Source organism: Pseudomonas sp. SWI36 (genome assembly GCF_002948105.1).
GTDB lineage: Bacteria > Pseudomonadota > Gammaproteobacteria > Pseudomonadales > Pseudomonadaceae > Aquipseudomonas > Aquipseudomonas alloputida.
On sequence record NZ_CP026675.1, the window covers coordinates 970379 to 994116 of the forward strand.

General features: G+C 61.7%; 22 protein-coding genes, 2 tRNA genes and 2 pseudogenes. 11 read left to right on the forward strand and 15 right to left on the reverse strand.

Annotated elements, in window-relative coordinates:
• Nucleotides 1-4 precede the first annotated feature (4 nt).
• Both C4Q27_RS04820 and C4Q27_RS04825 read right to left on the reverse strand, forming a co-directional pair.
• Entirely contained in the window at nucleotides 5-1909 is a 1905-nt protein-coding gene (locus C4Q27_RS04820) for a hypothetical protein (protein ID WP_104886567.1), read from the reverse strand.
• 8 nt (nucleotides 1910-1917) lie between these two features.
• Nucleotides 1918-2778 (reverse strand): SH3 domain-containing protein, encoded by an 861-nt coding sequence (locus C4Q27_RS04825; protein ID WP_003254727.1) that lies wholly within the window; start codon nucleotides 2776-2778, stop codon nucleotides 1918-1920.
• A gap of 646 nt (nucleotides 2779-3424) precedes the next feature.
• Between C4Q27_RS04825 and C4Q27_RS04835 the strand changes: the two genes are divergently transcribed.
• The 4 genes from C4Q27_RS04835 (at nucleotide 3425) to C4Q27_RS04850 (ending at nucleotide 5095) form a co-directional block, all read left to right on the forward strand.
• Nucleotides 3425-3682, forward strand: coding sequence for a hypothetical protein (locus C4Q27_RS04835; RefSeq protein ID WP_054889139.1), 258 nt, complete (start codon nucleotides 3425-3427; stop codon nucleotides 3680-3682).
• 136 nt (nucleotides 3683-3818) lie between these two features.
• Nucleotides 3819-4091 carry a DUF3077 domain-containing protein gene (locus C4Q27_RS04840; protein WP_012051485.1) on the forward strand — a complete coding sequence of 91 codons (273 nt, stop codon included), beginning with the start codon at nucleotides 3819-3821 and terminating at the stop codon, nucleotides 4089-4091.
• A 351-nt stretch (nucleotides 4092-4442) separates the two neighbouring features.
• A complete protein-coding gene (locus C4Q27_RS04845; protein ID WP_041168334.1) occupies nucleotides 4443-4748 on the forward strand; it encodes a type II toxin-antitoxin system RelE/ParE family toxin in 306 nt (101 codons plus the stop codon).
• The gene (locus C4Q27_RS04850) at nucleotides 4745-5095 is read left to right on the forward strand and encodes an addiction module antidote protein (RefSeq protein WP_012051484.1); all 351 of its coding nucleotides are present in this window, start codon (nucleotides 4745-4747) and stop codon (nucleotides 5093-5095) included. Before C4Q27_RS04845 ends, C4Q27_RS04850 begins: the two co-directional genes overlap by 4 nt.
• 98 nt (nucleotides 5096-5193) lie before the next feature.
• On the opposite strand, the gene C4Q27_RS04855 is transcribed toward C4Q27_RS04850, so the two are convergent.
• From C4Q27_RS04855 to dapA, 5 genes are all read right to left on the reverse strand, one after another.
• Nucleotides 5194-5283: transfer RNA gene (locus tag C4Q27_RS04855), tRNA-Ser, on the reverse strand.
• A gap of 91 nt (nucleotides 5284-5374) precedes the next feature.
• Complete coding sequence (gene purC, locus C4Q27_RS04860; protein WP_003254733.1) at nucleotides 5375-6085, reverse strand: phosphoribosylaminoimidazolesuccinocarboxamide synthase; 711 nt, start codon at nucleotides 6083-6085, stop codon at nucleotides 5375-5377.
• Nucleotides 6086-6115: 30 nt separating this feature from the next.
• A complete protein-coding gene (locus tag C4Q27_RS04865; protein WP_014590006.1) occupies nucleotides 6116-6874 on the reverse strand; it encodes an MBL fold metallo-hydrolase in 759 nt (252 codons plus the stop codon).
• Entirely contained in the window at nucleotides 6875-7996 is a 1122-nt protein-coding gene (gene bamC / locus C4Q27_RS04870; RefSeq protein ID WP_064492889.1) for an outer membrane protein assembly factor BamC, read from the reverse strand.
• Nucleotides 7997-8011: 15 nt separating this feature from the next.
• Nucleotides 8012-8899: a 4-hydroxy-tetrahydrodipicolinate synthase gene (gene dapA, locus C4Q27_RS04875; RefSeq protein WP_003254739.1), complete on the reverse strand. Its 888-nt coding sequence runs from the start codon at nucleotides 8897-8899 to the stop codon at nucleotides 8012-8014.
• A 259-nt stretch (nucleotides 8900-9158) separates the two neighbouring features.
• Between dapA and C4Q27_RS04880 the strand changes: the two genes are divergently transcribed.
• A complete protein-coding gene (locus tag C4Q27_RS04880; protein WP_003254741.1) occupies nucleotides 9159-9719 on the forward strand; it encodes a glycine cleavage system protein R in 561 nt (186 codons plus the stop codon).
• An 11-nt stretch (nucleotides 9720-9730) separates the two neighbouring features.
• Entirely contained in the window at nucleotides 9731-10204 is a 474-nt protein-coding gene (locus C4Q27_RS04885) for a peroxiredoxin (protein WP_104886568.1), read from the forward strand.
• Nucleotides 10205-10321: 117 nt separating this feature from the next.
• Here C4Q27_RS04885 and C4Q27_RS04890 read toward each other — a convergent pair whose 3' ends face one another.
• Nucleotides 10322-11392 carry an AI-2E family transporter gene (locus tag C4Q27_RS04890; RefSeq protein ID WP_003254744.1) on the reverse strand — a complete coding sequence of 357 codons (1071 nt, stop codon included), beginning with the start codon at nucleotides 11390-11392 and terminating at the stop codon, nucleotides 10322-10324.
• A gap of 20 nt (nucleotides 11393-11412) precedes the next feature.
• Nucleotides 11413-11652, reverse strand: a complete 240-nt coding sequence (locus C4Q27_RS04895) for a sulfurtransferase TusA family protein (RefSeq protein ID WP_003254745.1) — start codon at nucleotides 11650-11652, stop codon at nucleotides 11413-11415.
• Between the two features lie 122 nt (nucleotides 11653-11774).
• On the opposite strand from C4Q27_RS04895, the gene C4Q27_RS04900 reads away from it, so the two are divergent.
• Nucleotides 11775-13211 carry a M48 family metalloprotease gene (locus tag C4Q27_RS04900; protein WP_101196315.1) on the forward strand — a complete coding sequence of 479 codons (1437 nt, stop codon included), beginning with the start codon at nucleotides 11775-11777 and terminating at the stop codon, nucleotides 13209-13211.
• 108 nt (nucleotides 13212-13319) lie between these two features.
• Here the strand turns inward: C4Q27_RS04900 and nadA are convergent, their stop codons facing one another.
• Both nadA and C4Q27_RS04910 read right to left on the reverse strand, forming a co-directional pair.
• Nucleotides 13320-14378, reverse strand: coding sequence for a quinolinate synthase NadA (gene nadA, locus C4Q27_RS04905; RefSeq protein WP_003254747.1), 1059 nt, complete (start codon nucleotides 14376-14378; stop codon nucleotides 13320-13322).
• Nucleotides 14379-14652: 274 nt separating this feature from the next.
• Complete coding sequence (locus C4Q27_RS04910) at nucleotides 14653-16161, reverse strand: YdgA family protein (protein ID WP_104887846.1); 1509 nt, start codon at nucleotides 16159-16161, stop codon at nucleotides 14653-14655.
• A 446-nt stretch (nucleotides 16162-16607) separates the two neighbouring features.
• Here C4Q27_RS04910 and C4Q27_RS04915 point away from each other — a divergent pair, with 446 nt between their 5' ends.
• From C4Q27_RS04915 to C4Q27_RS04925, 4 genes and pseudogenes are all read left to right on the forward strand, one after another.
• Complete coding sequence (locus C4Q27_RS04915) at nucleotides 16608-17960, forward strand: APC family permease (RefSeq protein ID WP_010952372.1); 1353 nt, start codon at nucleotides 16608-16610, stop codon at nucleotides 17958-17960.
• Nucleotides 17961-18245: 285 nt separating this feature from the next.
• A pseudogene (mcpU, locus tag C4Q27_RS29950) lies at nucleotides 18246-19187 on the forward strand (methyl-accepting chemotaxis protein McpU); the annotation flags it as partial.
• A 396-nt stretch (nucleotides 19188-19583) separates the two neighbouring features.
• Nucleotides 19584-20093: pseudogene (locus C4Q27_RS29955) on the forward strand (methyl-accepting chemotaxis protein); the annotation flags it as partial.
• 141 nt (nucleotides 20094-20234) lie between these two features.
• Nucleotides 20235-21194 (forward strand): cation diffusion facilitator family transporter, encoded by a 960-nt coding sequence (locus tag C4Q27_RS04925; RefSeq protein ID WP_010952370.1) that lies wholly within the window; start codon nucleotides 20235-20237, stop codon nucleotides 21192-21194.
• Between the two features lie 92 nt (nucleotides 21195-21286).
• On the opposite strand, the gene C4Q27_RS04930 is transcribed toward C4Q27_RS04925, so the two are convergent.
• The 4 genes from C4Q27_RS04930 to ybgF all read right to left on the reverse strand — a co-directional run bounded on the left by C4Q27_RS04930 (nucleotide 21287) and on the right by ybgF (nucleotide 23737).
• A tRNA-Lys gene (locus C4Q27_RS04930) sits at nucleotides 21287-21362 on the reverse strand.
• 60 nt (nucleotides 21363-21422) lie between these two features.
• Nucleotides 21423-22097 (reverse strand): 7-cyano-7-deazaguanine synthase QueC, encoded by a 675-nt coding sequence (gene queC, locus C4Q27_RS04935; protein ID WP_010952369.1) that lies wholly within the window; start codon nucleotides 22095-22097, stop codon nucleotides 21423-21425.
• 17 nt (nucleotides 22098-22114) lie between these two features.
• Nucleotides 22115-22762, reverse strand: coding sequence for a 7-carboxy-7-deazaguanine synthase QueE (gene queE, locus C4Q27_RS04940; RefSeq protein WP_003254753.1), 648 nt, complete (start codon nucleotides 22760-22762; stop codon nucleotides 22115-22117).
• Between the two features lie 168 nt (nucleotides 22763-22930).
• Nucleotides 22931-23737, reverse strand: coding sequence for a tol-pal system protein YbgF (gene ybgF, locus C4Q27_RS04945; RefSeq protein ID WP_003254754.1), 807 nt, complete (start codon nucleotides 23735-23737; stop codon nucleotides 22931-22933).
• Nucleotide 23738: the final 1 nt, after the last annotated feature.

Genomic DNA, 23738 nt, shown 5'->3' on the forward strand with positions numbered 1-23738 from the left:
TGCCTCACTGGACCATGGCGGAAGCGTTGTTCCAGTCGTTCACGTACTTTTGGGAGACCTCGGGGGTCCAGCTGAAATCGATACCGGCGTTGGGGAATTCCTTGGCCAGCACGGCGCCGAACGACACGCGGTCGGCACAGTGGTCCTGTTTGCAGGCCTCGGGTTCACCGGCGCTGTAGGCACGGTAGGTAGGCACGGCGCGGCCGTCGTCCAGCGGGTAGTACGGCGTGGCGTTGGCCACCTGGGTCACGTACCAGCCTTCGCTGTATTCCTCGTCCGCAACCAGGCGGCCGTTGCTCGGGAAGTCGATGCTGTAGAAGTCACCTTTCTTGCCGGTGACGTGCACCATCATCGGCACTACGCTGGCCGAGGTCGCAGGGTTTTGCTGCTCCAGTGGCGAAGCGAAGCGCACCTTGATACCGGCCATCTGCGCCAACGCCTCGGTTTCGCGCCCCTTGAATTCGCTCATGCCGTCCTGCAACTGCTGGTAACGCTCCAGCACACGGGTGTGCACGCGGGCCAGTTCCTGTTGGCGCTGACGCTGCTCACGCACACGCTGCTGCTCTCGCTGTACCGCCCAGTTGGCACCGTCGCGCACATCGAAGAACAGGCCTTGGCGGTTGATGCCGATGCGGTTGCGGGTGATTTTCTGCGCGTCGTTGCCCCAGATGTTGTTCGAGATCGCCGACAGGTCTTTGACGATGAACAGGTTGGCCACATCGGTGGTGGTCGGCGAGGTGGTCTTGATCAGGTCGAAGATTTCCAGCGCAGCTTCCTTGTACTTGGTCGCGTCCAGGGCAAACGACTCGTCCGGGGTGACCGCGACGTAGTAAGGGTCGCTGCTGAACGGGCGGAGCACGCCGTAGCTGGAGCGGGTGAACGTCAGGTACACCTTCATCTGCCGGCCGGGGATCTCACCGACCAGGAACGCGGCCTGGTCAGCTTGCGGCGTGAGATAAGAAACGGCCTTGTCCTTTACCGCAGGCTCAAGGTTCTTGTTGAAGATCAAACCACTCGGGTGAGCATAAACGCGGGTCCAGTTATCACCCCGGTAGGTACCCACAGCCTTCCAGCTGATCTTGTCGAAGCTGCCTTCACCAAAGCCGGACGCCGGGCACGGCATGGCCGGGGTGGTGCCGAACGACAGGGTGTCGCCATCGCCGATGATCGAGGTACTGAGCACCCATTTGCAGCCGGTGCCGTCCGTTACCTGCATCAGGTTGCGGTTTTCCAGGACCACCGAGCGACCGAAGTCCGAAGTGGGGGCTGCGGCGACTGCTGTGGCAGGTGCCGGAGCGGGCGGCACAACAGGGGCTGCTGCCGGAGCTTCGGGGGCCGGGGCTGGCTCTGCGGCTACGGCTGGCGCGGGCGCGGGGGCCGGAGCGGGTTTTGCCTGCGCAGGTGCGGCTTCGACCACTGCCGGCGCCGCTGCAGCAGCAGGGGCTGGGGCTGGGGCTGGGGCCGGAGCAGGTGCCGGTGTCGGTGCAGCAGCAGCCGGTGCTTCTGGCTGCGCAGGTGCAGGAGCGGGGGCAACTGCTGCAGCCGGCGCCGGGGCGGCAGTGGCAGGCGCAGCAGCCAGAGTTACCAGCCCCAGGTTGCTGGCATTGCCCGAGCCGCTGGCGTACAGGTTGCCCTTGGCATCGACCGCCTTCCAGTTCACCTTGGCAGTCGAGCAGTCCTTGGCGAACACGAACGGCAGCTTGGTCAGCAGGCCTGACAGCAGTTCCTGGTTATCCCAGGCCGGGCGGGTGATGGTCAGGTCTACCTGGGGTTTGCACCAGGTGGTGGCATCCCCGGGCACTTCGACCTTGATGTTGTCTTTCTTGGAAAAGGCCAGCTCGTGGGCGAACGCCTGCGGTACCAGACCACAAGCGCCGATCACAGCCAGCGCGAGCGCGTGCTTTTTCATGGAGTTCCTCAGATCAGTTCCCAGGTGCCGTTGGCTTGTTTGCAGAAGGTGTTCTGCTCTTGTTCGGTCTGGCCGCTTTGCGATTTCAGGCTGACGGTGACCGGGCGGCAGGCCGCTTCGGCGGCAACTGTCTGGGTTGGCAGCGACTGCACCGAGTCCAGGTCGAAGCCTTGGGTTTCCTTGCTGGCGGCAACGTCCAGCTCGTCCAGGTTGACGGCTGGCGTTACACGCTTGGCAACCGCTTGCGCCTTGGGCTCGACGTAGTTCTTGTGCACATAGCCCACGGTCACACCCTTGCGGCCGACCAGAATCCAGTCACCGGTGGAGCCCACGGCGGTAAATTCGGTGTGGTTCTTCAGGCTGCCGACCTTCTCACCAGCCTGGTTAGGCGCGGCACGCACGTTGAGGTTGTCGCTGATGGTCACATACGGCTCGTTGATCAGCTTCATCGACGGCACCGCCTGGATCTTCGGCGCGCGCTTGACCTCGACCTGCTTGGTCTTGGTGTATTCCTTGCCCGGCACGATCTGCGCGGTGGCGCCGGAGTGGTCGGACTTCCAGGTCACTGGCTGGGCACTGGCAGTGGTTTGCTGCTGGCTCAGTACTTCCTGCGTACGCAGCGCCAGGGCTTGCTGGTCCTTTTCATCGAGCATGTGGCCGATGCGGTTGCCCACGTAGGCGCCAATGCCACCTGCGATCAGCGCGGCGGCGATCTTGCCGTTGCCACTGCCCATGGTCGAGCCGATGGCCACACCGGCCAGGCCACCGATCACGGTGCCCGCTTGCTCTTTGCTGATCCCGAGCTGTGCACAGGCCGTGGTAGAGGCGATGGCGACCGCCAGAAGGGACGCGACGAATTTCTTACGCAAGTGGAGCACTCCATTTTCGGTGGGGCGCACAGCCGCGTACCGCAGCCAATGGTTGGCGGCAGCATTCGAGTTTGTGCGGGGTTTTCAGAAAGTGTGCAGCACTGGCCGCAGACGACAATTCAGCCGTCCAGCGAGGGGCGCAGGGGGAGACCAGTACGGCGCAAAGCATCCAACGAATCCATGTCAGGAAGAGTTCATCGCCCAGCGCGCGTAATCATTACGGCGTGTGGCCTGGGCGTGAGTGGCGTATCAGAGCGCCGCATTGTAGCCCAAGGTGCCATTGGCAGTTCAAGACAAAATGTTGCAGGAAGCCTGTCTGATTGATTAGTAGAAATCCGTCCTACAACTTGAGCTCAGAATTATCCCCTTCCTTGTAGGGCGTTTCCCAAACATACTGCCAACCCGCTCAAACGGTTGCGACGGATTCGGTCGCGCTCTAGTCTCGGCTCGTCGTTGCAAAATCAACGGCCGGCTTTGACAGGCCGACGATTTCCCGCACACGTGCACTGTTTATGGCGGCTGTACGTGGGGCACCTTCGTGTGCGCCGAGTTACTCCGGGATCCTCGGTCTGTCAACCCATGTACAGCTGCCACCCTCTTGTTTGACAGCAAGCTTGCGGCAGCTCCAATGATCCTGGAGATGTTTATGCGCAAGATGGTCCCTGATCCACCCCTCGATACCACCCAGTTCCTGCAAGACACCCTGGTCCAGTCCTCAGAGTACGTACTCTGCGCCCTGTCCGTGGCCCGCCAATCCGTGCAACTCAAACCCACCGCCCACAGCTCGATCGTGATGCAGGCCGTGATCCATGAAATGGAAGCGGTACAGGGGCTGGTCGAGTCGGCGTTGATGCAGTTGCAGATGCGGCCGCATTTACCCACAGAGCCTCACACCTTGCATTAGCAGGTCAGGCCTCTTCGCGGGCACGCCCGCTCCCACAGGGTCACCACAGCCGTCACGCACTGCACAGTACCTGTGGGAGCGAGCGTGCCCGCGAAGAGGCCAGCCCAGGCAACCCAGAATCCAGGGAAACAAAACAATGCCCACCGACAACACAACAGAACCCACCACAGTCGGCAAGACCTGCTTCTACCAAGGCGAAAACAACACCCACCCGCTGTTCCGCATCGAACCCGGCATCCCCTGCCAGGACGCCCGCGAACAGGCGTCCGAACTGATGGGTTACGTGCGCGACCTGATCATCACCGGCCTGATGGACGGCGACCAGAAACTGATCTGGGCCTCGCATTACCTGAGCGCGATGGCCAAGGCGCTGTTGGATGATGCTGAGTTGGGGATGATGAAAAAGTAAGTGCGAGGAAGCCCTGGAAACGCAAAATATCCCGGGGCTTCACCGGTCGCATCATGTCGCAAGCGCACCTAAGCGAGCCCCCACGCTGACAGCTGGAGTGCGACATTCTCTACCTCCATGTAGTCCATTTCCCAAACGCTCAGCAAACCCGCGCTATCCGTTGCCAGCGCTCCGCTCGCGCCCTAGCCTCATCACGTCGCGGCCAAACCAAGCGCCGACGATGGGAGGCGAACATCGCTGCAGGCGTATACACCCGTTGCGTAATGGGCAACCCACTCCGTTTATAGAGCCGCAGGCCCACTCGGCCGCTCACTCATCGACAAGGAGTAGCCAGTAGGCTACATTCAATGCATGCCGAATCAGATAGACACAACGTCTGAATTTGACGATTGGCTAGATGGCCTAAAAGATCCAATTGGCAGAGGTGCTGTTTCATTGAGGATTGCCCGAGCAGAAAACGATTGCTTCGGTGATATCGAATCCGTTGGCGAGGGTATCAGTGAGATGCGCGTATTTGTAGGCCCCGGATATCGAATCTACTTCGTTCGAACGGGCGCAATCCGCTACCTGATGCTCTACGGTAGCGATAAAACAGATCAACGCAGAGCCATCAAACGAGCAAAGGAAATTTTTGATGCTTTACGAGGTAAAAAATGATGAGCAAAAAAATTTCGCCGCAAGACATGCCAATCCTTGATCTGGATTTGAGCAAAACAAAACGCTTCGAGGCCTCCCGGTTTCTCGACAGCCCGGAAACCATCGCGGCATTTCTGGCAGAAGCAATGAAGGCTAATGACGCTCAGACCCTGATGCATGCATTGGGTGAAGTGGCAAAAGCCAAGGGCGTGAATCAGTTTGCGCAAGACGCAGGGGTCAATCGAGAGTCTCTTTATAAAACGCTGAAGGGCGGAGAAAAGACCCGTTTCACTACTATTCAAAAACTGATGGTTGCCTTAGGCGTAGAGCTCACAGTCAGGCCGCTCGAGAAGCTTCCGGGCTCTTGATTTAAGCGCTCGGGCAATTAGCATGCTGGCTGTAAATCTTTGCCTTCCATAACGAAAAAGCCCCCGGTAGCTTTCGCTTCCAGGGGCTTGATCTTGTATGGCGGAGAGATAGGGATTTGAACCCTAGGTACTGTTGCCAGTACAACGGATTTCGAATCCGTCCCGTTCGACCACTCCGGCATCTCTCCAATGCCGCGCATCATACCAGCGTTCTTTTAAAACGCAAATCTTTTTTTCAAAAAAACCGCGTGGTATCAGGCGCTTGCGTGAACGTGCCGCTTACAGCGGCACGCCCAGGCGCTTGGCAACTTCTTCGTAGGCTTCGATCACGTCGCCCAGGCCCTGACGGAAGCGGTCCTTGTCCATCTTCTTGCGGGTTTCTTTGTCCCACAGGCGGCAGCCGTCCGGGCTGAACTCGTCGCCCAACACGATCTGGCCGTGGAATACGCCGAACTCCAGCTTGAAGTCGACCAGCAGCAGGCCGGCGTCATCGAACAGCTTGCTCAGCACTTCGTTGACCTTCAACGACAGCTTCTTCATTTCCACCAGTTGCTCGGCGGTGCCCCAGCCGAACGCGACAACGTGGGATTCGTTGATGAAGGGGTCGCCCTTCTCGTCGTTCTTCAGGAACAGCTCGAAGGTGGACGGCTCCAGCTTGATGCCCTCCTCCACGCCCAGGCGCTTGACCAGGCTGCCGGCAGCGTAGTTACGCACCACGCACTCGACCGGAATCATGTCCAGCTTCTTCACCAGGCACTCGTTGTCGCCCAGCAGCTTGTCGAACTGGGTCGGCACGCCGGCTTCTTCCAGTTTCTGCATGATGAAGGCGTTGAACTTGTTGTTCACCATGCCTTTGCGGTCGAGTTGTTCGATACGCTTGCCGTCGAACGCCGAAGTGTCGTTACGGAACAGCAGGATCAAGCGGTCGGCGTCATCGGTCTTGTAAACCGATTTGGCCTTGCCGCGGTAAAGTTCTTCGCGTTTTTCCATGATTGGGCTCCGCTTGCTTGAGGTGTTGGGCTAGGCGATTTCGCGCCAGTCGAGCCCGTGTTCCTGATTCGCCACCTGGAGCCAGTCCGGGTCGCACCCAAGGGTGTCGACGAAGCACTGGCGGGCCAAGTGTGGCAGGTTGTTCTTGCTGCTGAGGTGGGCCAGCACCAGGTGTTGCAGGTTGCTCCAGCCCAACTCGTGCACCAGGCGCGCGGCCTGGTGGTTGTTCAAATGCCCTTGCATGCCACCCACCCGCTGCTTCAAGAAGGCCGGATAGTGACCGCGTGCCAGCAGGTCGCGGCAGTGGTTGGCCTCGATCAGCAGTGCATCCAGGCCCTGGTAACGCTCCAACAGCAGCGCGTCGTACGAGCCCAGGTCAGTGAGCATGCCAAAACGCCGCCGACCATCGCTGACCACGTACTGCAACGGCTCGTAGGCGTCGTGCTCGACCCGCGCTGCGGTTACTTCCAGGCTGCCGATACGCAGGCTTTGGCCACACGCGAGAAAACCGGCCACCTCCACCGGCTTGCGCATGCCGCGCAAAGTCCCTTGGCTGAGGTAGACCGGTACATTGTAGCGCCGTGACAGCAAGCCGACCCCATGCACGTGGTCGGCATGTTCGTGGGTGACCAGCACTGCACTGAGCTGAGCTGCAGAAACCCCGAGCAGCGCCAGGCGCCGCTCGGTTTCACGCAGGGAAAAGCCGCAATCGACCAGGATGAACGTGTCACCACTGGCGATCAGCGTGCCGTTCCCTTGGCTGCCGCTTCCGAGTACCGCGAAGCGCACTTAGCCCAGGTGGTCCTGAATGGCGCTCAGCACGCGGCGGGCGACATCGGCCGGAGCCACGGTGTTGATGTTTTTCTCGACCGTGACCTGCACGCTCTCACCCACCTTGCTCAGGCGAACCTGGTAACGCTCGGCACGGGCTTCACGCTCTTCCTTGGTCGGCTCGCTGCCGAACAGGCGGCTGAAGAAGCCAGGCTGGTTCTGCTTGTCGTCAGGTTTTTCGGACAGGTTGATGTAGTACAGGCCCAGGCTGCGGTTGATGTCCTCAACACGCCATTCGCCACCCTGCTCCAGGGCACGGCCCACGCCAGACCAGGCGCGGTCCAGGTCGGAGCCCAGGTACAGCACCGGGTTGCCGCTGCCGTCTTCGCTCAGGCTGACGCGGCTTGGTGCGTCGAAATCGCGCGCGGCCAGCAGCGACACCGAACCGCCCTTCTCGGCGCTGCGGTTCATGCTGGCAAGCATTTCGTCGGCCAGCAGGGCATCGGTGCCGGTATTGATGGAGGTGGACGGGAACGCAGGCTCGGCAGTGCTGCCCGCCGGGCGCTCGACGCTGACCACATACACTTCGGAGGTATTGCGCTGCACGCCAGGCTCCATGCGCACACGTACGCGCACCTCGCTGTCGCCGCTGCTGGCAGTGCTGGCCAGACGCTGGCCAAGCGATGCCGACAGTTCATCGAAACGCTGCCAGGCGGTGTTGAACTCACCCGTCTGCGGGCGCTCTTCAGCAATGCGGAAGCCGTTATCCTCGAAGAACTGCCGGGCAACCGGCCACACTTCGGCTGGCGAATGCTGGGCCAGCACCCAACGGCTGCTGCCGCTGCGCTGCAGGCTGTAGTCGGTGACCTGGGCGGCACCGCCCGTCAGCGGTTGCGGGCGAGGCACTTCGAACTCACCCTTGACGGTATCGTCAGCGACGTTACGCGGAATCGGCAGCAGCGGATCAAGGCGCTTGACGTTGCTGGCGTCCGGCGGCAGCTGCATCGGCGCGGTCGGGTGCGCCTGCAGGTAGTCACTGCCGCGGTCGCGGAAATAGCCATCCTCGCCCCACAGCCAGCCACACCCACTGGTGTTGGAGATAATCAGGGCAAGGGCGGAAAGACCAGCCAGTCGCTTCATGCGGTGTACTTCCTCTTAAACCAGTACGCCGGACTGGCGCAAGGCAGTACGGACTTTTTCGTGGCAGCCTTCGCTCAGCCAGGTCAGTGGCAGGCGAATACCTTTTTGCATCAGGCCCATTTCGACGAGCGCCCATTTCACCGGGATCGGGTTGGACTCGCAGAACAGGTCCTTGTGCAGCGGCATGAGTTTTTCGTTGATTGCGCGGGCCTTCTCGGCATTGCCCTCAAGGGCGGCCTCGCACAGGTCCGCCATTTCGCGCGGAGCGACGTTGGCGGTGACGGAGATGTTGCCCTTGCCGCCCATCAGGATCAGCTCGACGGCAGTCGGGTCGTCGCCGGACATGACGATGAAGTCCTTGCTGACGCCATCGAGAATGGCCTTGGCGCGGGCCAGGTCGCCCGTGGCTTCCTTGATGCCGATGATGTTCGGCACGGTCGACAGGCGGATCACGGTCTCGGCCTGCATGTCGCAGGAGGTACGGCCGGGAACGTTGTAGAGGATCTGCGGGATGTCGACGGCTTCGGCAATGTGCTTGAAGTGCTGGTACAGGCCTTCTTGCGTCGGCTTGTTGTAGTACGGCACAACCAGCAGGCAGGCGTCGGCGCCAGCATTCTTGGCGTTCTGGGTCAGGTGCACGGCTTCGGCGGTGGAGTTGGCACCGGTGCCGGCGATGACCGGAATTGGTTTGGCGCTGCGTTTGACGCGCTCGACCACGTGCTTGATGACCAGGATGTGTTCTTCGACATCCAGCGTGGCCGACTCACCGGTGGTGCCGACAGCGACGATCGCATGGGTGCCGTTTTCCAGGTGGAAGTCTACAAGTTTGTCGAGGCTGCCCCAGTCAACACGCCCTTGTGCATCCATGGGTGTGACCAATGCCACCATACTGCCCGCAATCATGTAACTGCTCCTGCCGGAAAAAGAGAGCGGTAATGGTACTGGGGGCATCGACCTTGCACAAGCGAAGCAGGCGGGTGGAGCATTCCCCTCGGCGGCTTATTTCGCTACCCTTGGCCCTTTGATCGGTGCAGCGCGGCCCGCCGGGCCGTCGACCTTGCTCCCCGCCAGCGTCCAAGACCTCGCATGCGAGCCCCGGGCCCTGCCGACAGGAGGCTTTTGCCCGTCCTGTGCCGACCGCTCATCGCTTTAGGAATGCTGCATGTCCACCCCCACCGTCCGCGAACAATTCCTTGTCATCAGTGCCCTGGGCCCTAACCCCATGGAGCTGGCCAACGTCCTCAGCCGCGCTGCCTTCGAAAACCGCTGCGCGGTGGTCACCTCGCGCCTGAGCCGCCACGGCGAGACCAGCGCCCTGGTGCTGCAGGTGGGCGGCAGCTGGGACGCCCTGGCACGTCTCGAATCCACCCTGCCAGGCCTAGGCAAGAAGCACGGCCTGACCCTCGACGTGGTCCGCAGCGCGGACCAGGAAGTGCGCCCGCAGGCCCTTCCGTATGTGGCCTACGTGAGCGCTGCCTACCGCCCGGACATCATCAACGAGCTGTGCCAGTTCTTCCTTGACCACCGCGTCGAGCTGGAAGCCATGACCTGCGACACCTACCTGGCGCCGCAAACCGGTAGCAGCATGCTCAACGCCCAGTTCACCGTGATTCTGCCGGCCGGCACGCAGATCAGCTGGCTACGCGACCAGTTCCTGGACTTTGCCGATGCCCTGAACCTCGACGCACTGATCGAGCCATGGCGTCCCCAGAACCCTATGTAAGGAAACCGATCATGGCTGTAGCACTCGACCAACCTGTCGCCGACTTCCAGGCCCAGGCCACCAGCGGGCAAACCGTCAGCCTTGCCGAACTCAAGGGCCAGCAGGTGGTGGTGTACTTCTACCCCAAGGACAGCACCCCAGGCTGCACCACCGAGGGCCAGGGCTTCCGCGACCGGCACGACGCCTTCGCCGCGGCCAACACCGTGGTATTCGGTGTGTCGCGTGATGGCATCAAGTCGCACGAGAACTTCAAGGCCAAGCAAGGCTTCCCGTTCGAGCTGATCAGCGACAAGGACGAGGCCCTGTGCCAGCTGTTCGACGTGATCAAGCTGAAGAAGCTGTATGGCAAGGAATACATGGGCGTTGACCGCAGCACTTTCCTGATCGACAAGGACGGGGTGCTGCGCCAGGAATGGCGTGGCGTGAAGGTGCCCGGGCATGTGGATGCCGTATTGGCGGCCGCCCAAGCCTTGAACAAGGCTTGAAATTGAATGGGGCTGCCTTGCAGCCCTTCGCGGGCACGCCCGCTCCCACTGGAATTGTGCAGGGCCCAGTGGGAGCGGGCATGCCCGCGAAGGGCCGCAGAGCGGCCCCAATTACATTCAAAGCATCGGTGAAACGCTAGGCTCCTGCTTGGGCCACGCATCCAGCACGGCCTTGATCAGCGTCGCCAGCGGGATGGCGAAGAATATCCCCCAGAACCCCCACAGACCGCCAAACAGCAGCACCGCGCAGATAATCGCCACCGGGTGCAGGCTCACCGCTTCGGAGAACAGCAGCGGTACCAGCACATTGCCATCCAGCGCCTGGATGATCGCGTACACCGTCATCAGGTAGATGAACTGGTCGCCCCAGCCCCACTGGAACAGCGCAATCAGGGTGACCGGCACGGTCACGACCACCGCGCCCACGTAAGGCACCACCACCGACAGCCCCACCAGCAACGCCAATAGCGCTGCGTAATTGAGCCCCAGGCTGATGAAGGCGATGTAAGTGGCAATGCCGCAGATCAGAATCTCGATACCCTTGCCACGGATGTAGTTGGCGATCTGCCGGTTCATCTCGCTGCCCACCCGGTTCAGCAAGGTGCGCTGGCGCGGCAGGTAACCGCTGACCCAGCGGCCAATGAGTTCGCGATCCTTCAGGAAGAAGAACACCAGAATCGGCACCAGCACCAGATAGATCATGGCATTGACCAGCAGTGGCAGGCTGGACAGCGAGAAGGTCAGCGCCCATTGACCAAACTTGCCAATTTCACCGCGCACCGACTCGATGGCGTGCAATACCTGCTCATCCGACACCAGGTGCGGATAACGCTCCGGCAGCAGCAGCAACAACGACTGCCACTTGCCGAGCATGCCCGGCAGCTCGTTGAACAGCGTGATCAGCTGGTGCCACAGCAGCGGTACCAGCACCAGCATGAACACCGCCAGTGCGCCCATGAACAAGGCGAACACCAGCATCACCGCCAGCCGTGTAGGTACGCGCACGCGCTCCAGGGCGTTGACCAGCCCCTGCATCAGAAACGCCAGCACCATGCCCGCCAGCACCGGCGCGAGCATGCCGCCCAGGGTGAGCACGGCGGTAAAAGCCAGGAACAACAGGACCGCCAGCACCACCGCTTCCTCATCGGAGAAGTAGCGCTGCACCCAGTCGCGAAGCACTTTGAACATTGACGATCCTTGGAAAAGACTCAGGCCTTGCGCAGCCAGTAAGTGTAGGTACCGGCCTCGGCCGTTTCTTGCAGCAGGGTATGACCGGCCAATTGGGCGAAAGTGCGGAAGTCGCGCTGGGAGCCTGCGTCCGTGGCGATTACCTTGAGCACCGCGCCACTGGCCAGGCGATTGAGTTCCATCTTGGCCTTGAGCAGTGGCAAAGGGCAATTCAGCCCGCTGGCGTCCAGTTCGGCGTCGCAGGTCAGGGTGTTACTCATCGCAGGGTCTCCAAAGGCATCGCCAGGCTGCTTCTTGGCATGGCTGGCTAGGATAGCGCCACTGGTCGTCAACGTGTGAGCCCGCTACAGTAGGTATCTTTGATCCGACGCGAGCTTCATGCATGAATCTACTGCGCCCTACCCTGCTGACGCTGGCCTGCCTGATGGCCCTTCCCGGCCATGCTGACGACCTGCCATCACTGGGTGATGCCAGTTCTGCGATCGTCTCGCCGCAACAGGAGCACCAACTGGGCCGTGCCTGGCTCAGCCTGCTGCGCGGCCAGGTCAATCAGCTCAATGACCCACAGCTCAAGGACTATGTCGAAACCAGCGTGTACAAGCTGGCCGAAACCAGCCAGCTGCAGGACCGGCGCCTGGAGTTCATCCTGATCGACAGCCGCGAGCTGAACGCCTTTGCCGCCCCGGGTGGCATTGTCGGGGTCAACGGTGGGCTGTTCCTCAACGCCCAGACCGAGGGCGAATATGCCTCGGTACTGGCCCACGAACTGGCGCACTTGTCGCAACGCCACTTCGCGCGGGGTGTCGAGGCCCAGCAGCGCATGCAGCTGCCGATGATGGCGGCGCTGCTGGCCGGCATCGTGCTGGCCGCAGGTGGTGCCGGCGATGCGGGCATCGGCATGATTGCCGGCACCCAGGCAGCGGCCATTCAGGAGCAACGGCGCTTCTCGCGCCAGAATGAACAGGAAGCCGACCGCATCGGTATCCAGAACCTGGAAAAAGCCGGCTACGATCCACGCAACATGCCGACCATGTTCGAGCGCCTGGCACGCCAGTATCGCTATGACGCCAAACCGCCGGAATTCCTGCTGACCCACCCGGTGACCGAATCACGTATTGCCGACACCCGTAACCGCGCCGACCAAGCGCCCAAGGGTGGCATTGAAGACAGCATGCGCTACCAACTGATCCGCGCCCGGGTGGCACTGATCTACGAGGGCACACCGGGGCTTGCCGCCAAGCGCTTCCGCGCCCAACTGGACGAAGACCCAAAGCTGGACGCCGCACGTTATGGCCTGGCCTTGGCACAGATCAAGGGCGGGCAATTGAACGAGGCCCGTGAAATGCTCAAGCCGCTGCTGGCCAAGGCGCCTAACGACATCACCTACAACCTGGCACAGATCGACCTGGACATCACCAACAACCGTCTTGCCGACGCCCAGCAGCGCGCCGAACGGATGCAGGGGCTGTACCCGGGCAACTACCCGTTGAAACAGGTGCGTGCCGACCTGCTGGTGAAACAGAACAAGCCGGCTGAGGCCGAGAAGGTGTTGAACGAGCTGGTGAAGAGTCGGCCGGATGACCCGGATGTGTGGTACGACATGGCCGAGGTGCGTGGCTTGTCGGGCAATACCATTGGCTTGCACCGGGCGCGTGCCGAGTACTTCACCCTGGTCGGCGACTTTGATCAGGCAATCCAGCAGCTGGATTACGCCAAGCGTCGGGCGGGCGGTAACTTCCCGCTGGCCTCACAGATTGACCAGCGCCAGCGCGAGATCATGGAGCAGCGGCGCATGGTTCAGGAAATGATGGGGCGCTGAAGGCGATTCGCGGGCAAGCCCGCTCCCACAGGTACTCCACCGCCTTGGTAAACGGTGCAATATCTGTGGGAGTGGGCGAGCCCGCGAAGAGTATGACGCGGTCTGGCGTCAGGCATTACCAGACAGCTTCAGCCGCGCCGCCTGGGTAAAGTCCAGCATGCGATTAAGCGGCTTGATCGCCTTGGGCACCAGCGCCGGGTCAACGAAAATCTCGTTGGTGCCATTACGCAGGCAATCCAGCACCCGCTCCAGGGTGTTCATCGCCATCCACGGGCAATGCGCACAGCTGCGGCAGGCCGCGCCGTTGCCGGCGGTGGGGGCTTCGACGAATTCCTTGTCCGGGCACAGCTGCTGCATCTTGTAGAAGATGCCGCGGTCGGTGGCGACGATGAAGGTTTTGTTCGGCAGGGTCTGGGCAGCCTTGATCAGCTGGCTGGTGGAGCCCACCGCGTCGGCCAGCTCGATTACCGCTTCCGGCGACTCGGGGTGCACCAAGATCGCAGCATCCGGGTACAGCGCCTTCATGTCGGCCAACTGGCGCGACTTGAACTCTTCGTGAACGATGCAGGCACCGTCCCACAGCAGCATGTCGGCACCGGTTTGCTTCTGGATGTAACGGCCCAGGTGCTGGTCCGGGCCCCAGATGATGGTTTCGCCGTTGTCCATCAGGCTTTCGACAATTTCCAGCGCGCAGCTCGAAGTCACTACCCAGTCGGCGCGTGCCTTCACCGCTGCGGACGTGTTGGCGTAGACCACCACGGTGCGCTCAGGGTGCTGGTCGCAGAAGGCCGAGAACTCTTCCACCGGGCAACCCAGGTCGAGCGAGCAGGTGGCCTCCAGTGTCGGCATTAGCACGCGCTTTTCCGGGGTGAGGATTTTTGCCGTCTCGCCCATGAAGCGTACACCGGCCACGATGACCGTTTCGGCCGGGTGGTTCTTGCCGAAACGGGCCATTTCCAACGAGTCGGATACACAGCCGCCGGTTTCTTCAGCCAGCGCCTGGATGACCGGGTCGCAGTAATAATGGGCAACCAGCACGGCATTCTGGGCTTTGAGCTCGGCAGCGATGGCCGCACGGTATTCGGCCTCCTGCTCGGCTGTCAGCGGGTTGGGCTGTTTGGCGTCGAGGTGGGCCTGAACCAAAAGGCGTTCGGAAATCTGGGTCATGATCGCTGGACCTGCAGGCGCGCTTGCGCGTCAAATCGAGTGTATCACCCGGCCCTGGCAGATCGGCTAAGGGTGCCGGACGGCATGCTGACCGTCACGGCCCTCTGCGGGCGCGGATTATTATCGGAGGCCGAAGGCTACAGACAATCCAGCGATTACTAAAGGGGTTTTTGTAGTGCTTGTGCGGGCCCCTTCGCGGGTGAACCCGCCCCTACACTGTGAAATCCTCGTAGGAGCGGGTTCACCCGCGAAGAGGCCGCAACAGTAGAAACCATCACCCCTGCGGCGACAGGGCCCCCAGATGCGCCGCCATGAACATGGCAAATTCTTCTACGGTCATTTTTCTGCCATTGAAATCGACCATGCCATCGGCATAGTGCAGGCTGCTGACCACATCATCGCCCTGCACGGTAGCCATGCCGCTCTGCAGCGCCATCATGCCGACCATTTCCCCCGCCTGGCTCGACTGCATGGCAATCGCTTGGGCGTCGGTCTGGCCATCCAGCAACGCCTGCAAGGTCGCCAGGTCACCGATCATCGGCTTGGACAGCGACAGCTTGCCTTTCACCTCGGTGATAATCTGCTTGCTCAGCTGGTCCGGCGGCAGGTCGAAGCTGGCCGGCGCGGCGAGGTCCATCGACAGGTTGAAGCGGCTCTCGCCATTGGCGGTCTTGAACGACAGGTTTTCCACCGCCAGCTTGGGCTTGGCGGCCAGCAATTTCTGCAAGTCACCCTGGAAGCGGGCCTTTTCGGCGTCGTCCATCTGGATCTGCGGTACCGGCTGGCCAGCCGCACTGGCGGCCTCGAACTCCGGCAAGTGCGACTGGTACCACTTCGACAAGGCCTGCAGCGCCGGGGCGTTTACCGAAGTCACGCTCACCGCCATCTGCGCCTTGCCTACCGCGCGGCCATCCCAGCTGATGTCACCGACCTTGTACTCCGCGCGGCCACCTACGGTGTCCGTGCCGTCGAGGGTTTGCAAGGCGTTCTGTTCCAGGCCCTTGATCAGCAGCACCTGCTGTTTCGGCCCAAGGGTGACCTTGGTTTCGGCCAACGCCAGATCGACGTTGCCGACATAGATGGCATCGTGCGCGGTGGCTGCGAGGTTACCGCCAAACGTCAGCCCTTTGAGCTCGAAGGTGGCCGGCGGCTGGTCGTCATGCACCCATTTCATCACCAGCCTGTCGGCCTGGCCCTGGAACTTCGAGGCTTTGCCCTCCTTGTCCCCACTGACTTCGAACTGCATGCCCGAGAAGTCAAGGCTGTTGCCATCCGCTTCGTCAAACTTGAGCGGCGCCAGCTGAACCTGGCTGACCACATTGCCGCCGTAACCCAGGCTGGTCTGCGCGCTGATCGGGGCCTTTTCACCCGCAGCGGCGAACCATGGCGCAACGGCGTCATCCTTCTGCAGCGTGCTGTTGCTGACCGCCATTACCGGCATCAGCTTCAGTGACCTGACCCTCGACCACGGAAACGGGCCGTGCTCGATCTGGTCGGTCACGCCCACGTCAAAATTGATCACCTCGCCCTGACCCACGTTGACGTCGCGAGCCTTGAGCCGGTACTGGGCAGTGCTGCTGAAGAGATGCTGCTCCAGCGACACACGCTCGATGCTCATGCTACCACCGGTACTGACCAGGGCCTTTTTGAGTTCGGCGTTGCTGCGTGCAAGGGCGTTGTCCAGCTCTGCCGGCAGCTGCTTGCCGGTGTACCAGGCGCCTGCGGTAGTTGCGACGGCAATGGCGATAGCCAGGCCGGAAAGGATGCCAACTGATTTCTTCATGAATAGAACCGATTGCTGTCCGTAAGGGCTTCGAAGGCGGCCAGAGGCCACGCAGAATTCGAAGAGTACCACCCCCGATTGGGCCGAGTGCTGGCCCAGGTCGAGAAATGCCATTTTTCGGACACATCCGACATCACGCTGCGGCAAGCAAAGGGCTCGTTAATTTTTACGAACACACAAATTGATCATAATCGCAAAAAAACGCGCAAAAACCGAACAAACCCCGTATTTCATCGATAGATATTTCAATCCGGCAACATCTTGTCATGTTTAACTTGACACCCACCTACCCATCGTTTTTTATTTTCACCACTTTGCGCGCCCCACCGCGCCTTCCGCCGCTCCAACATAAAAGGTGAACAACATGGAGCCCACCCGCTCGCCCTTGCCGCATGCGCAATACACCGTGCCCGTCGTTTACGCCCAGCAGCAGGAGCCATGCCAGCATGCAGCCTGACCACAGCGCTTCCGGCAACGGCCAACTCCGCAAAACCCTGCGCCTCTGGCACGTGATCATCATCGGCCTGGCCTACCTGACCCCGATGACCGTGTTCGATACCTTCGGCATCGTCAGCGGGATTACTGCCGGCCATGTACCCAGTGCCTACATCCTGGCACTGGCCGGCATCCTGTTCACCGCGGTGAGCTATGGCACCCTGGTAAAACGCTTCCCGCAGTCGGGCTCGGCCTACACCTACACCCAGCGCGCGATCAACCCGCACGTGGGCTTCCTGGTGGGCTGGTCTTCGTTACTGGACTACCTGCTGCTGCCGATGGTCAACGCACTACTGGCCAAGCTGTACCTTTCGGCCATGTTCCCGGAAGTACCTGAGTGGATGTGGGTGGCCGGCTTCGTCACCCTGATCAGCCTGATCAACATGCGCAGCGTGAACCTGGTGGCGCACTTCAACCTGCTGTTCGTGGGTGTGCAGGTGGCGATCATCGCCGTGTTCATCTACCTGTGCGTACGCGGCCTGGACCAGGGTGAAGGGCTGGGTACCACCTGGAGCCTGATACCGTTCGCCGACAGCCAGACCCAGTTCAGCGCCCTGGCCGCCGGTGCGACCATCCTGTGCTTCTCGTTCCTGGGCTTTGACGCAGTCACCTGCCTGTCCGAGGAAACCCGCGATCCGGCCAAGACCATTCCCCGGGCGATCTTCCTCACCGCACTGATTGGCGGTGTGGTGTTCATCACCGTGTCGTACTTCATCCAGGCCTACTTCCCGACCATGGCCCGCTTCCACGACCAGGAAGCAGCCCTGCCGGAAATTGCCCTGTACGTTGGCGGCAAGCTCTTCCAGTCGATCTTCATCGCCTGCACCGTGATCAACACCATCGCCTCGGGCCTGGCCTCGCAAACCAGCGTGTCACGCCTGCTGTATGTAATGGGCCGCGACAACGTGATCCCGGCCAGCGTCTTCGCCCGCCTGCATTCGCGCTACAAGACGCCAGTGCTGAACATTGCCGTGGTAGGGCTGATTTCGCTGTCGGCAATCTTCTTCGACCTGGTCACCGCCACTTCCATCATCAACTTCGGCGCCCTGGTCGCGTTCAGCTTCGTCAACCTGTCGGTGATCAACCACTGCTACCTGCGCGAAGGCAACCGTAAAGGCCTGGCCAATCAGCTGAAGTACCTGGTGCTGCCGACCATCGGCTTCTGCATCATCGTCTCGCTGTGGCTGGACCTGAACGCACATTCGCTGATGTTTGGCGGTATCTGGGCTGCGCTCGGGCTGGTCTACCTGGGCTGGCTGACCAAAGCCTTCCGCGCGGCACCGCCCAACTACGTCGCCGAATGACCCACGCTGCCAACAACGCCCGCGCCTGATCGCGGGCGTTGCATTTGTTCGAAAAGGAAAGCCCTCATGCCGCTGCGTCGCCTCTCCATCCAGTGGAAGATCACACTCCTCGCCGGCCTGTGCCTGCTGGCCATTGTCGCCTTGCTGGTAGCCACCTCGCTGACCCAGGCCCATCGCAGCGCCGCCCTGGTCAACCAGGCCAACACTGCCATGCTCGAAGACAGCGCCCGCCAGCGCCTGCAGGCCCACGCCGAAACCCAGGCCTTGCGTATCCAGCGCTACTTCATGGACGCCTACCAGTACGGCAATGGCTTTGCCCGCCTGGTACAGGTGCTGAAGGATCGTGGTGGTAGCGACCTGCGCGCCGAACTGACCCGCCAGGCGCGTGCCAGCCTGGCCGGCAACCCGGATGTGATCGGCCTGTACCTGGTGTTCCAACCCAATGCCCTGGACCAGCAGGACAGCCACTACCTCGGCCAGGACGCCATGGGCAGCAATGAGAGCGGGCGTTTCTCGCTGTACTGGTCCCAACCAAGCCCCGGCACCCTGGAACTTGAAGCCATGCCGGAAACGATGCTCGGCGACACCAGCATCGGCAGCAACGGCGCGGCGAAGAACCGCTGGCTGACCTGCCCGCAGGACACCGCCAGGACCTGCATGCTCGAACCGTACCTCGACGAGGTCAACGGCCGTCAGGTGCTGATGACCAGCATCGCTCTGCCATTGCTGGAACACGGCAAGGTAGTCGGCGTGGTCGGCGTGGACATCGGCCTGGCCAACCTGCAGCAACTGAGCGTGGACGGCCGCCGCGATCTGTTCGACGGCCAGGGCCAGGTGAGCATCGCCACCGCCGCCGGCCTGCTGGCCGGCAACAGTCGCGACGACAGCGTGCTCGGCAAGCCTATGGACAAGGCGGTAGCCGACGGCCTGCTGCGCGTGGCCCACCCCTTCACGCCAATCCCTGACACAGCCCCGTGGCAGGTAGTGCTGGAACTGCCGGAAAGCGTGCTGCAGGCCCCTGCCGTCGCCCTCAACCAGCGCCTTGATGCCCATAACCAGAACGCCAACCTCACCAGCCTGCTGATAGGCCTTGGCACGGCAATCGTGGGTTTGCTGCTGGTGTGGCTGACCGCGCGCGGCGTTACCCGGCCAATCCTGGCCGTGGCTGCACGCCTGGAAGACATTGCCAGTGGCGAAGGCGACCTTACCCGTCGCCTGGACTACGCCCACCAGGATGAACTGGGCCAGCTCACCGGCTGGTTCAACCGTTTCCTCGACAAGTTGCAACCGGTCATTGCCCAGGTCAAAGGCTCGCTGCAGGAGGCCCGCAATACCGCCGACCAATCGGCCGCCATTGCCAGCCAGACCAGCGACGGCATGCAGCAACAGCATCGCGAAATCGAACAGGTGGCCACAGCGGCCAACGAAATGAGCGCCACCGCCCTGGATGTCGCCCACAATGCCTCGCAGGCGGCCCAGGCCGCACGCGCCGCGGATCAGGCCAGCCAGGAAGGCTTGCAACTGGTGGACAGCACGCGCCAGGGCATCGACCGCCTGGCCGCAGGCATGAACACTGCCATGGACGAGGCTCGTGCACTGGAAGACCGCAGCGGGCAAATCGGCTCGGTGCTTGAAGTGATCCGCACCATTGCCGAGCAAACCAACCTGCTGGCACTGAATGCCGCCATCGAAGCGGCCCGCGCAGGCGAAGCCGGGCGTGGCTTCGCCGTGGTTGCCGATGAGGTGCGCGGCCTGGCCCAGCGCACGCAGGTTTCGGTGGAGGAAATTCGCCAGGTCATCGAAGGCCTTCAGCAAGGCACCCAGGACGTGGTCGGGGCCATGCATGCAGGCCAACGCCAGGCCCTGGACAGCGCCGCACGCATGGAGCAGGCATTACCGGCACTGCAGCGTATTGGCGAGGCCGTGGCGGTGATCAGCGACATGAACCTGCAGATTGCCTCGGCGGCGGAAGAGCAGAGTGCGGTGGCCGAGGAAGTGAACCGTAACGTGGCCGGCATTCGAGACGTGACAGAATCACTGGCCGGGCAGGCCGATGAATCGGCACGCATCAGTCAGGCCCTGAACCGGCTGGCCAACCAGCAGCAGGCGCTGATGGAGCAGTTTCGCGTTTAGCCTGTCAGGGCCTCTTCGCGGGCACGCCCGCTCCCACAGGTTCGGCGTGCCCTAAGGGGCTGTGGAGTTCCTGTGGGAGCGGGCGTGCCCGCGAAGAGGCCCTGACAGGCACCGCACCATTGTTATTTTTGAGCACAACTTATGCCTAATCCAACCCGATCCACCTTCTTCGACATCACCAGCGAACAAGGGCTTTTACGCACCTCGATCGCCGCCACCCTGTTCATCGCCACCATCGGCATCGCCTTCGGCCTTGCCTCCGGCTCGTTCTCCATCGTCTTCGACGGTGTGTACTCGCTGGTCGACGCCAGCATGAGCGGGCTGTCGCTGGTGGTGGTCAAGCTGATCACTTCGCACACCACCAGCGTGCAGATGTCGCGCAAGCTGCGCGAGCGCTTCACCATGGGTTTCTGGCACCTGGAGCCCATGGTACTGGCACTCAACGGCATTCTGCTCGGCGGCGTGGCCATCTACGCGCTGATCAACGCCGTCAGCAGCCTGCTGCAAGGCGGGCGCCACCTGGAGTTCGGCATTGCCATGGTCTACGCGGCGCTGACGGTGATCACCTGTGTGACAATCGCCGTCATCGAGGCCCGCGCCAACCGTAAACTGAAATCAGACTTCGTGCGCATGGACGTCAAGGGCTGGGTGATGTCGGCCAGCATCACTGCCGCACTGCTGATCGCCTTCTGTTTTGGTTATGCCGTGCAGGGCACTGCGCTGGAATGGGTATCACCCTATATTGACCCGGCGGTGCTGGCGCTGGTGTGCCTGGTGATCGTGCCGTTGCCGATGTCGGTGGTGCGTCAGGCGCTGTCTGAAATCTTCCTGGTCACCCCCGGCGACCTCAAGCTGCACGTAGATGAGGTGGCCAAGGCCTTCGTCGCTCGCCACGGCCTGCAGTCTTACCGCGCCTATGTCGCCAAGGTCGGGCGTTCGCGGGAGATTGAGCTGTATTTCATCGTGCCCAAAACCATGGCGGCGAAGACCATCGATGAATGGGATGCCTGGCGCAACGAGATTGGCGACGCGGTAGGCGGCGAAGGGCCGGACCGCTGGCTGACAGTGGTGTTCACTGGCGACCCGGAATGGGCCGAGTAATGTGTGGGCGCTCTGCGCCCTTTTCCGAAACCCGTAGCGCAAACGAAAAAGCCCGCGACCATTTCTGGTAGCGGGCTCTAACGTACTGCGTATGGTGGGTCGTGTAGGATTCGAACCTACGACCAATTGGTTAAAAGCCAACTGCTCTACCAACTGAGCTAACGACCCATTTGATGGCGCGTATAATACTGATTTCTAACGAGAATTCAACACCCCATCACGATTTTTTCAAAAATACCGAGTCGGGTCTTCGATACCGGCGGCCTTGAAACCATCGGCCCGCAGGCGGCAGCTGTCGCATTTGCCACAGGCGCGGCCGTCATCGTCGGCCTGGTAGCAGGAAACGGTCAGGCTGTAGTCCACACCACGGGCCATACCGGCCTGCACGATCTGCGCCTTGCTCATGTTCTGCAGCGGCGCCTGGATGCGGAAGCCCTGCCCTTCTACGCCAGCCTTGGTCGCCAGGTTGGCCATGCGCTCGAAGGCCTCGACGAACTCGGGTCGGCAATCCGGGTAGCCGGAGTAATCCACGGCGTTGACGCCAATGAAGATGTCGCGCGCTTCCAGTACTTCGGCCCAACCCAGCGCCAGCGAAAGGAACACGGTGTTGCGCGCCGGCACATAAGTGACCGGAATGCCTTCACCCGGGGCTTCCGGCACGTCGATGCTGCTGTCGGTCAATGCAGAACCGCCGATGCCGTCGAGGTTCAGCCCAATCACCTTATGCTCGACCACACCCAGGTCGCGGGCCACGCGGGCAGCGGCGTTCAGCTCGGCGCGATGACGCTGGCCGTAATCAAAGCTCATGGTGTAGCAGCTGTAGCCTTCGGCCTTGGCCATGGCAACCACGGTGGCCGAATCCAGGCCGCCGGACAACAGGATTACTGCGCGTTTTTCTGTCATGTGTACGTGCTCCTCAATCAACGTCCGGGCTCGTCGTTCCACAGCAGCTTGTGCAGCTGCAACTGGAAGCGTACAGGCAGGTTGTCAGCAACGATCCAGTCAGCCAGGTCACTGGCGTTCACCTGATGATGGCTGGGTGAGAACAACACCTCACCGGCACGCTCGGCCAGGTTGTACTGGATCAGCTTGGATACCGCCCAGTCATAATCCTCGCGGGAACAGATGACGAACTTGACCTGATCGTTGCGTGTCAGCTGCTCGATGTTCTCGTAGCGGTTACGGTGCGACTCTTCGGAGCCTGGGGTTTTCAGGTCGACCACACGGCTGACGCGGGTGTCGGTGCCAGCAATATCCAGCGCGCCGCTGGTCTCCAGCGACACCTCGTAACCGGCATCACACAGCCGCTGCAGCAACGGCAAGGCGTTGGGCTGAGCCAGTGGTTCGCCACCGGTGACACAGACGTAGCGCGGTTTGAAGCCGGCCACTTGTTCGAGGATCGAATCAAGGGTGCGTACGGTACCGCCACTGAAGGCATAGGCACTGTCGCAGTACTGGCAACGCAGGGGGCAACCGGTGAGGCGCACAAATACCGTGGGCAGCCCGGCCGTTCGCGTCTCACCCTGCAAAGAGTAAAAGACTTCGGTGATGCGTAATGTGTCTTGCATGATCGCCACGGGCGTGACAGCTAAACAGGCTGTCCGCCTCCGTCAGGCACTGTCGCGGACTCGACATAGCGTTATCCGCAGCAGCGTGTTTACGAAAAAAGGGCAGTGATTCTAACGAAAAAACCCGCGACTGGCGCGGGTTTATTTCGAGCGGTACAGCGACAACGCCTAGAGCTTCTGCAGGTCACGCTGGGCCAGTTGAGCGGCAGAGGTGCCGGGGTACTGGGTGACGACCTGCTGAAGGATGCCTTTTACCTTGTCGGTATGGCCCATACGGCGCTCGACATCAGCCAGTTTGTACAGCGAATCTGGCACCTTGCTGTGCTTCGGGTACTTCTGGCTGACTTGGGCAAAGGCCTGGCTGGCGCCTTGCAAGTCACCCTTGGCCAGGTTCACTTCACCCAACCAGTACTGGGCATTACCGGCGTACTGGCTGTTGGGGTACTTGCGCAGGAAGGCGTTGAACGCCTGGCTGGCCTTGTCGAAGTCTTTCTGTTTGATCAGGTCGAAAGCTGCGTCGTAATAGAGCTTCTCTTTCGCCGGATCACCGGGCTGGCTACTGCCGGCCGGTTGTTGCGCAGCAGCACCTGCTGCGGCATCGGGGGCGGCATTGGACGCACCACCACCGGAGGAATTGTCAGGGGTTGCGGCAGGCGCAGCGCCACTGTTGATGCGACGGTCCAGGTCCTGGTAACGCTCCAGGTTTTCCTGCTTCATGCGGGACACATCGTTTTGCAGCTCTTCGATGATGCCTTGCTGGCGGGAAAGCTGATCCTGCATCTGTTGCAGCTGCATGAACAGCTGGCCCTGTGCAGAGGCAGGGGCCGAAGCCCCTGACCCGGCATAGGCGCCGCTCGTGCCATAACCCGCAGGCGGATAGCTGCCTGCGTTGTCATCTACTACAGGGACCTCAGCCCAGGCCGCAAGCGGCAGGCTGAGTGCGAGGACGGTTACTACACGGCGGCACATACGCATA

Bases quoted from the DNA above. Each gene is read 5' to 3' on its own strand.
- C4Q27_RS04820 (WP_104886567.1), bottom strand. From the start codon at position 1,909: ATGAAAAAGCACGCGCTCGCGCTGGCTGTGATCGGCGCTTGTGGTCTG.
- C4Q27_RS04835 (WP_054889139.1), top strand. From the start codon at position 3,425: ATGCGCAAGATGGTCCCTGATCCACCCCTCGATACCACCCAGTTCCTG.
- C4Q27_RS04840 (WP_012051485.1), top strand. From the start codon at position 3,819: ATGCCCACCGACAACACAACAGAACCCACCACAGTCGGCAAGACCTGC.
- C4Q27_RS04845 (WP_041168334.1), top strand. From the start codon at position 4,443: ATGCCGAATCAGATAGACACAACGTCTGAATTTGACGATTGGCTAGAT.
- C4Q27_RS04850 (WP_012051484.1), top strand. From the start codon at position 4,745: ATGATGAGCAAAAAAATTTCGCCGCAAGACATGCCAATCCTTGATCTG.
- purC (WP_003254733.1), bottom strand. From the start codon at position 6,085: ATGGAAAAACGCGAAGAACTTTACCGCGGCAAGGCCAAATCGGTTTAC.
- bamC (WP_064492889.1), bottom strand. From the start codon at position 7,996: ATGAAGCGACTGGCTGGTCTTTCCGCCCTTGCCCTGATTATCTCCAAC.
- dapA (WP_003254739.1), bottom strand. From the start codon at position 8,899: ATGATTGCGGGCAGTATGGTGGCATTGGTCACACCCATGGATGCACAA.
- C4Q27_RS04880 (WP_003254741.1), top strand. From the start codon at position 9,159: ATGTCCACCCCCACCGTCCGCGAACAATTCCTTGTCATCAGTGCCCTG.
- C4Q27_RS04885 (WP_104886568.1), top strand. From the start codon at position 9,731: ATGGCTGTAGCACTCGACCAACCTGTCGCCGACTTCCAGGCCCAGGCC.
- C4Q27_RS04890 (WP_003254744.1), bottom strand. From the start codon at position 11,392: ATGTTCAAAGTGCTTCGCGACTGGGTGCAGCGCTACTTCTCCGATGAG.
- C4Q27_RS04895 (WP_003254745.1), bottom strand. From the start codon at position 11,652: ATGAGTAACACCCTGACCTGCGACGCCGAACTGGACGCCAGCGGGCTG.
- C4Q27_RS04900 (WP_101196315.1), top strand. From the start codon at position 11,775: ATGAATCTACTGCGCCCTACCCTGCTGACGCTGGCCTGCCTGATGGCC.
- nadA (WP_003254747.1), bottom strand. From the start codon at position 14,378: ATGACCCAGATTTCCGAACGCCTTTTGGTTCAGGCCCACCTCGACGCC.
- C4Q27_RS04910 (WP_104887846.1), bottom strand. From the start codon at position 16,161: ATGAAGAAATCAGTTGGCATCCTTTCCGGCCTGGCTATCGCCATTGCC.
- C4Q27_RS04915 (WP_010952372.1), top strand. From the start codon at position 16,608: ATGCAGCCTGACCACAGCGCTTCCGGCAACGGCCAACTCCGCAAAACC.
- C4Q27_RS04925 (WP_010952370.1), top strand. From the start codon at position 20,235: ATGCCTAATCCAACCCGATCCACCTTCTTCGACATCACCAGCGAACAA.
- queC (WP_010952369.1), bottom strand. From the start codon at position 22,097: ATGACAGAAAAACGCGCAGTAATCCTGTTGTCCGGCGGCCTGGATTCG.
- queE (WP_003254753.1), bottom strand. From the start codon at position 22,762: ATGCAAGACACATTACGCATCACCGAAGTCTTTTACTCTTTGCAGGGT.
- ybgF (WP_003254754.1), bottom strand. From the start codon at position 23,737: ATGCGTATGTGCCGCCGTGTAGTAACCGTCCTCGCACTCAGCCTGCCG.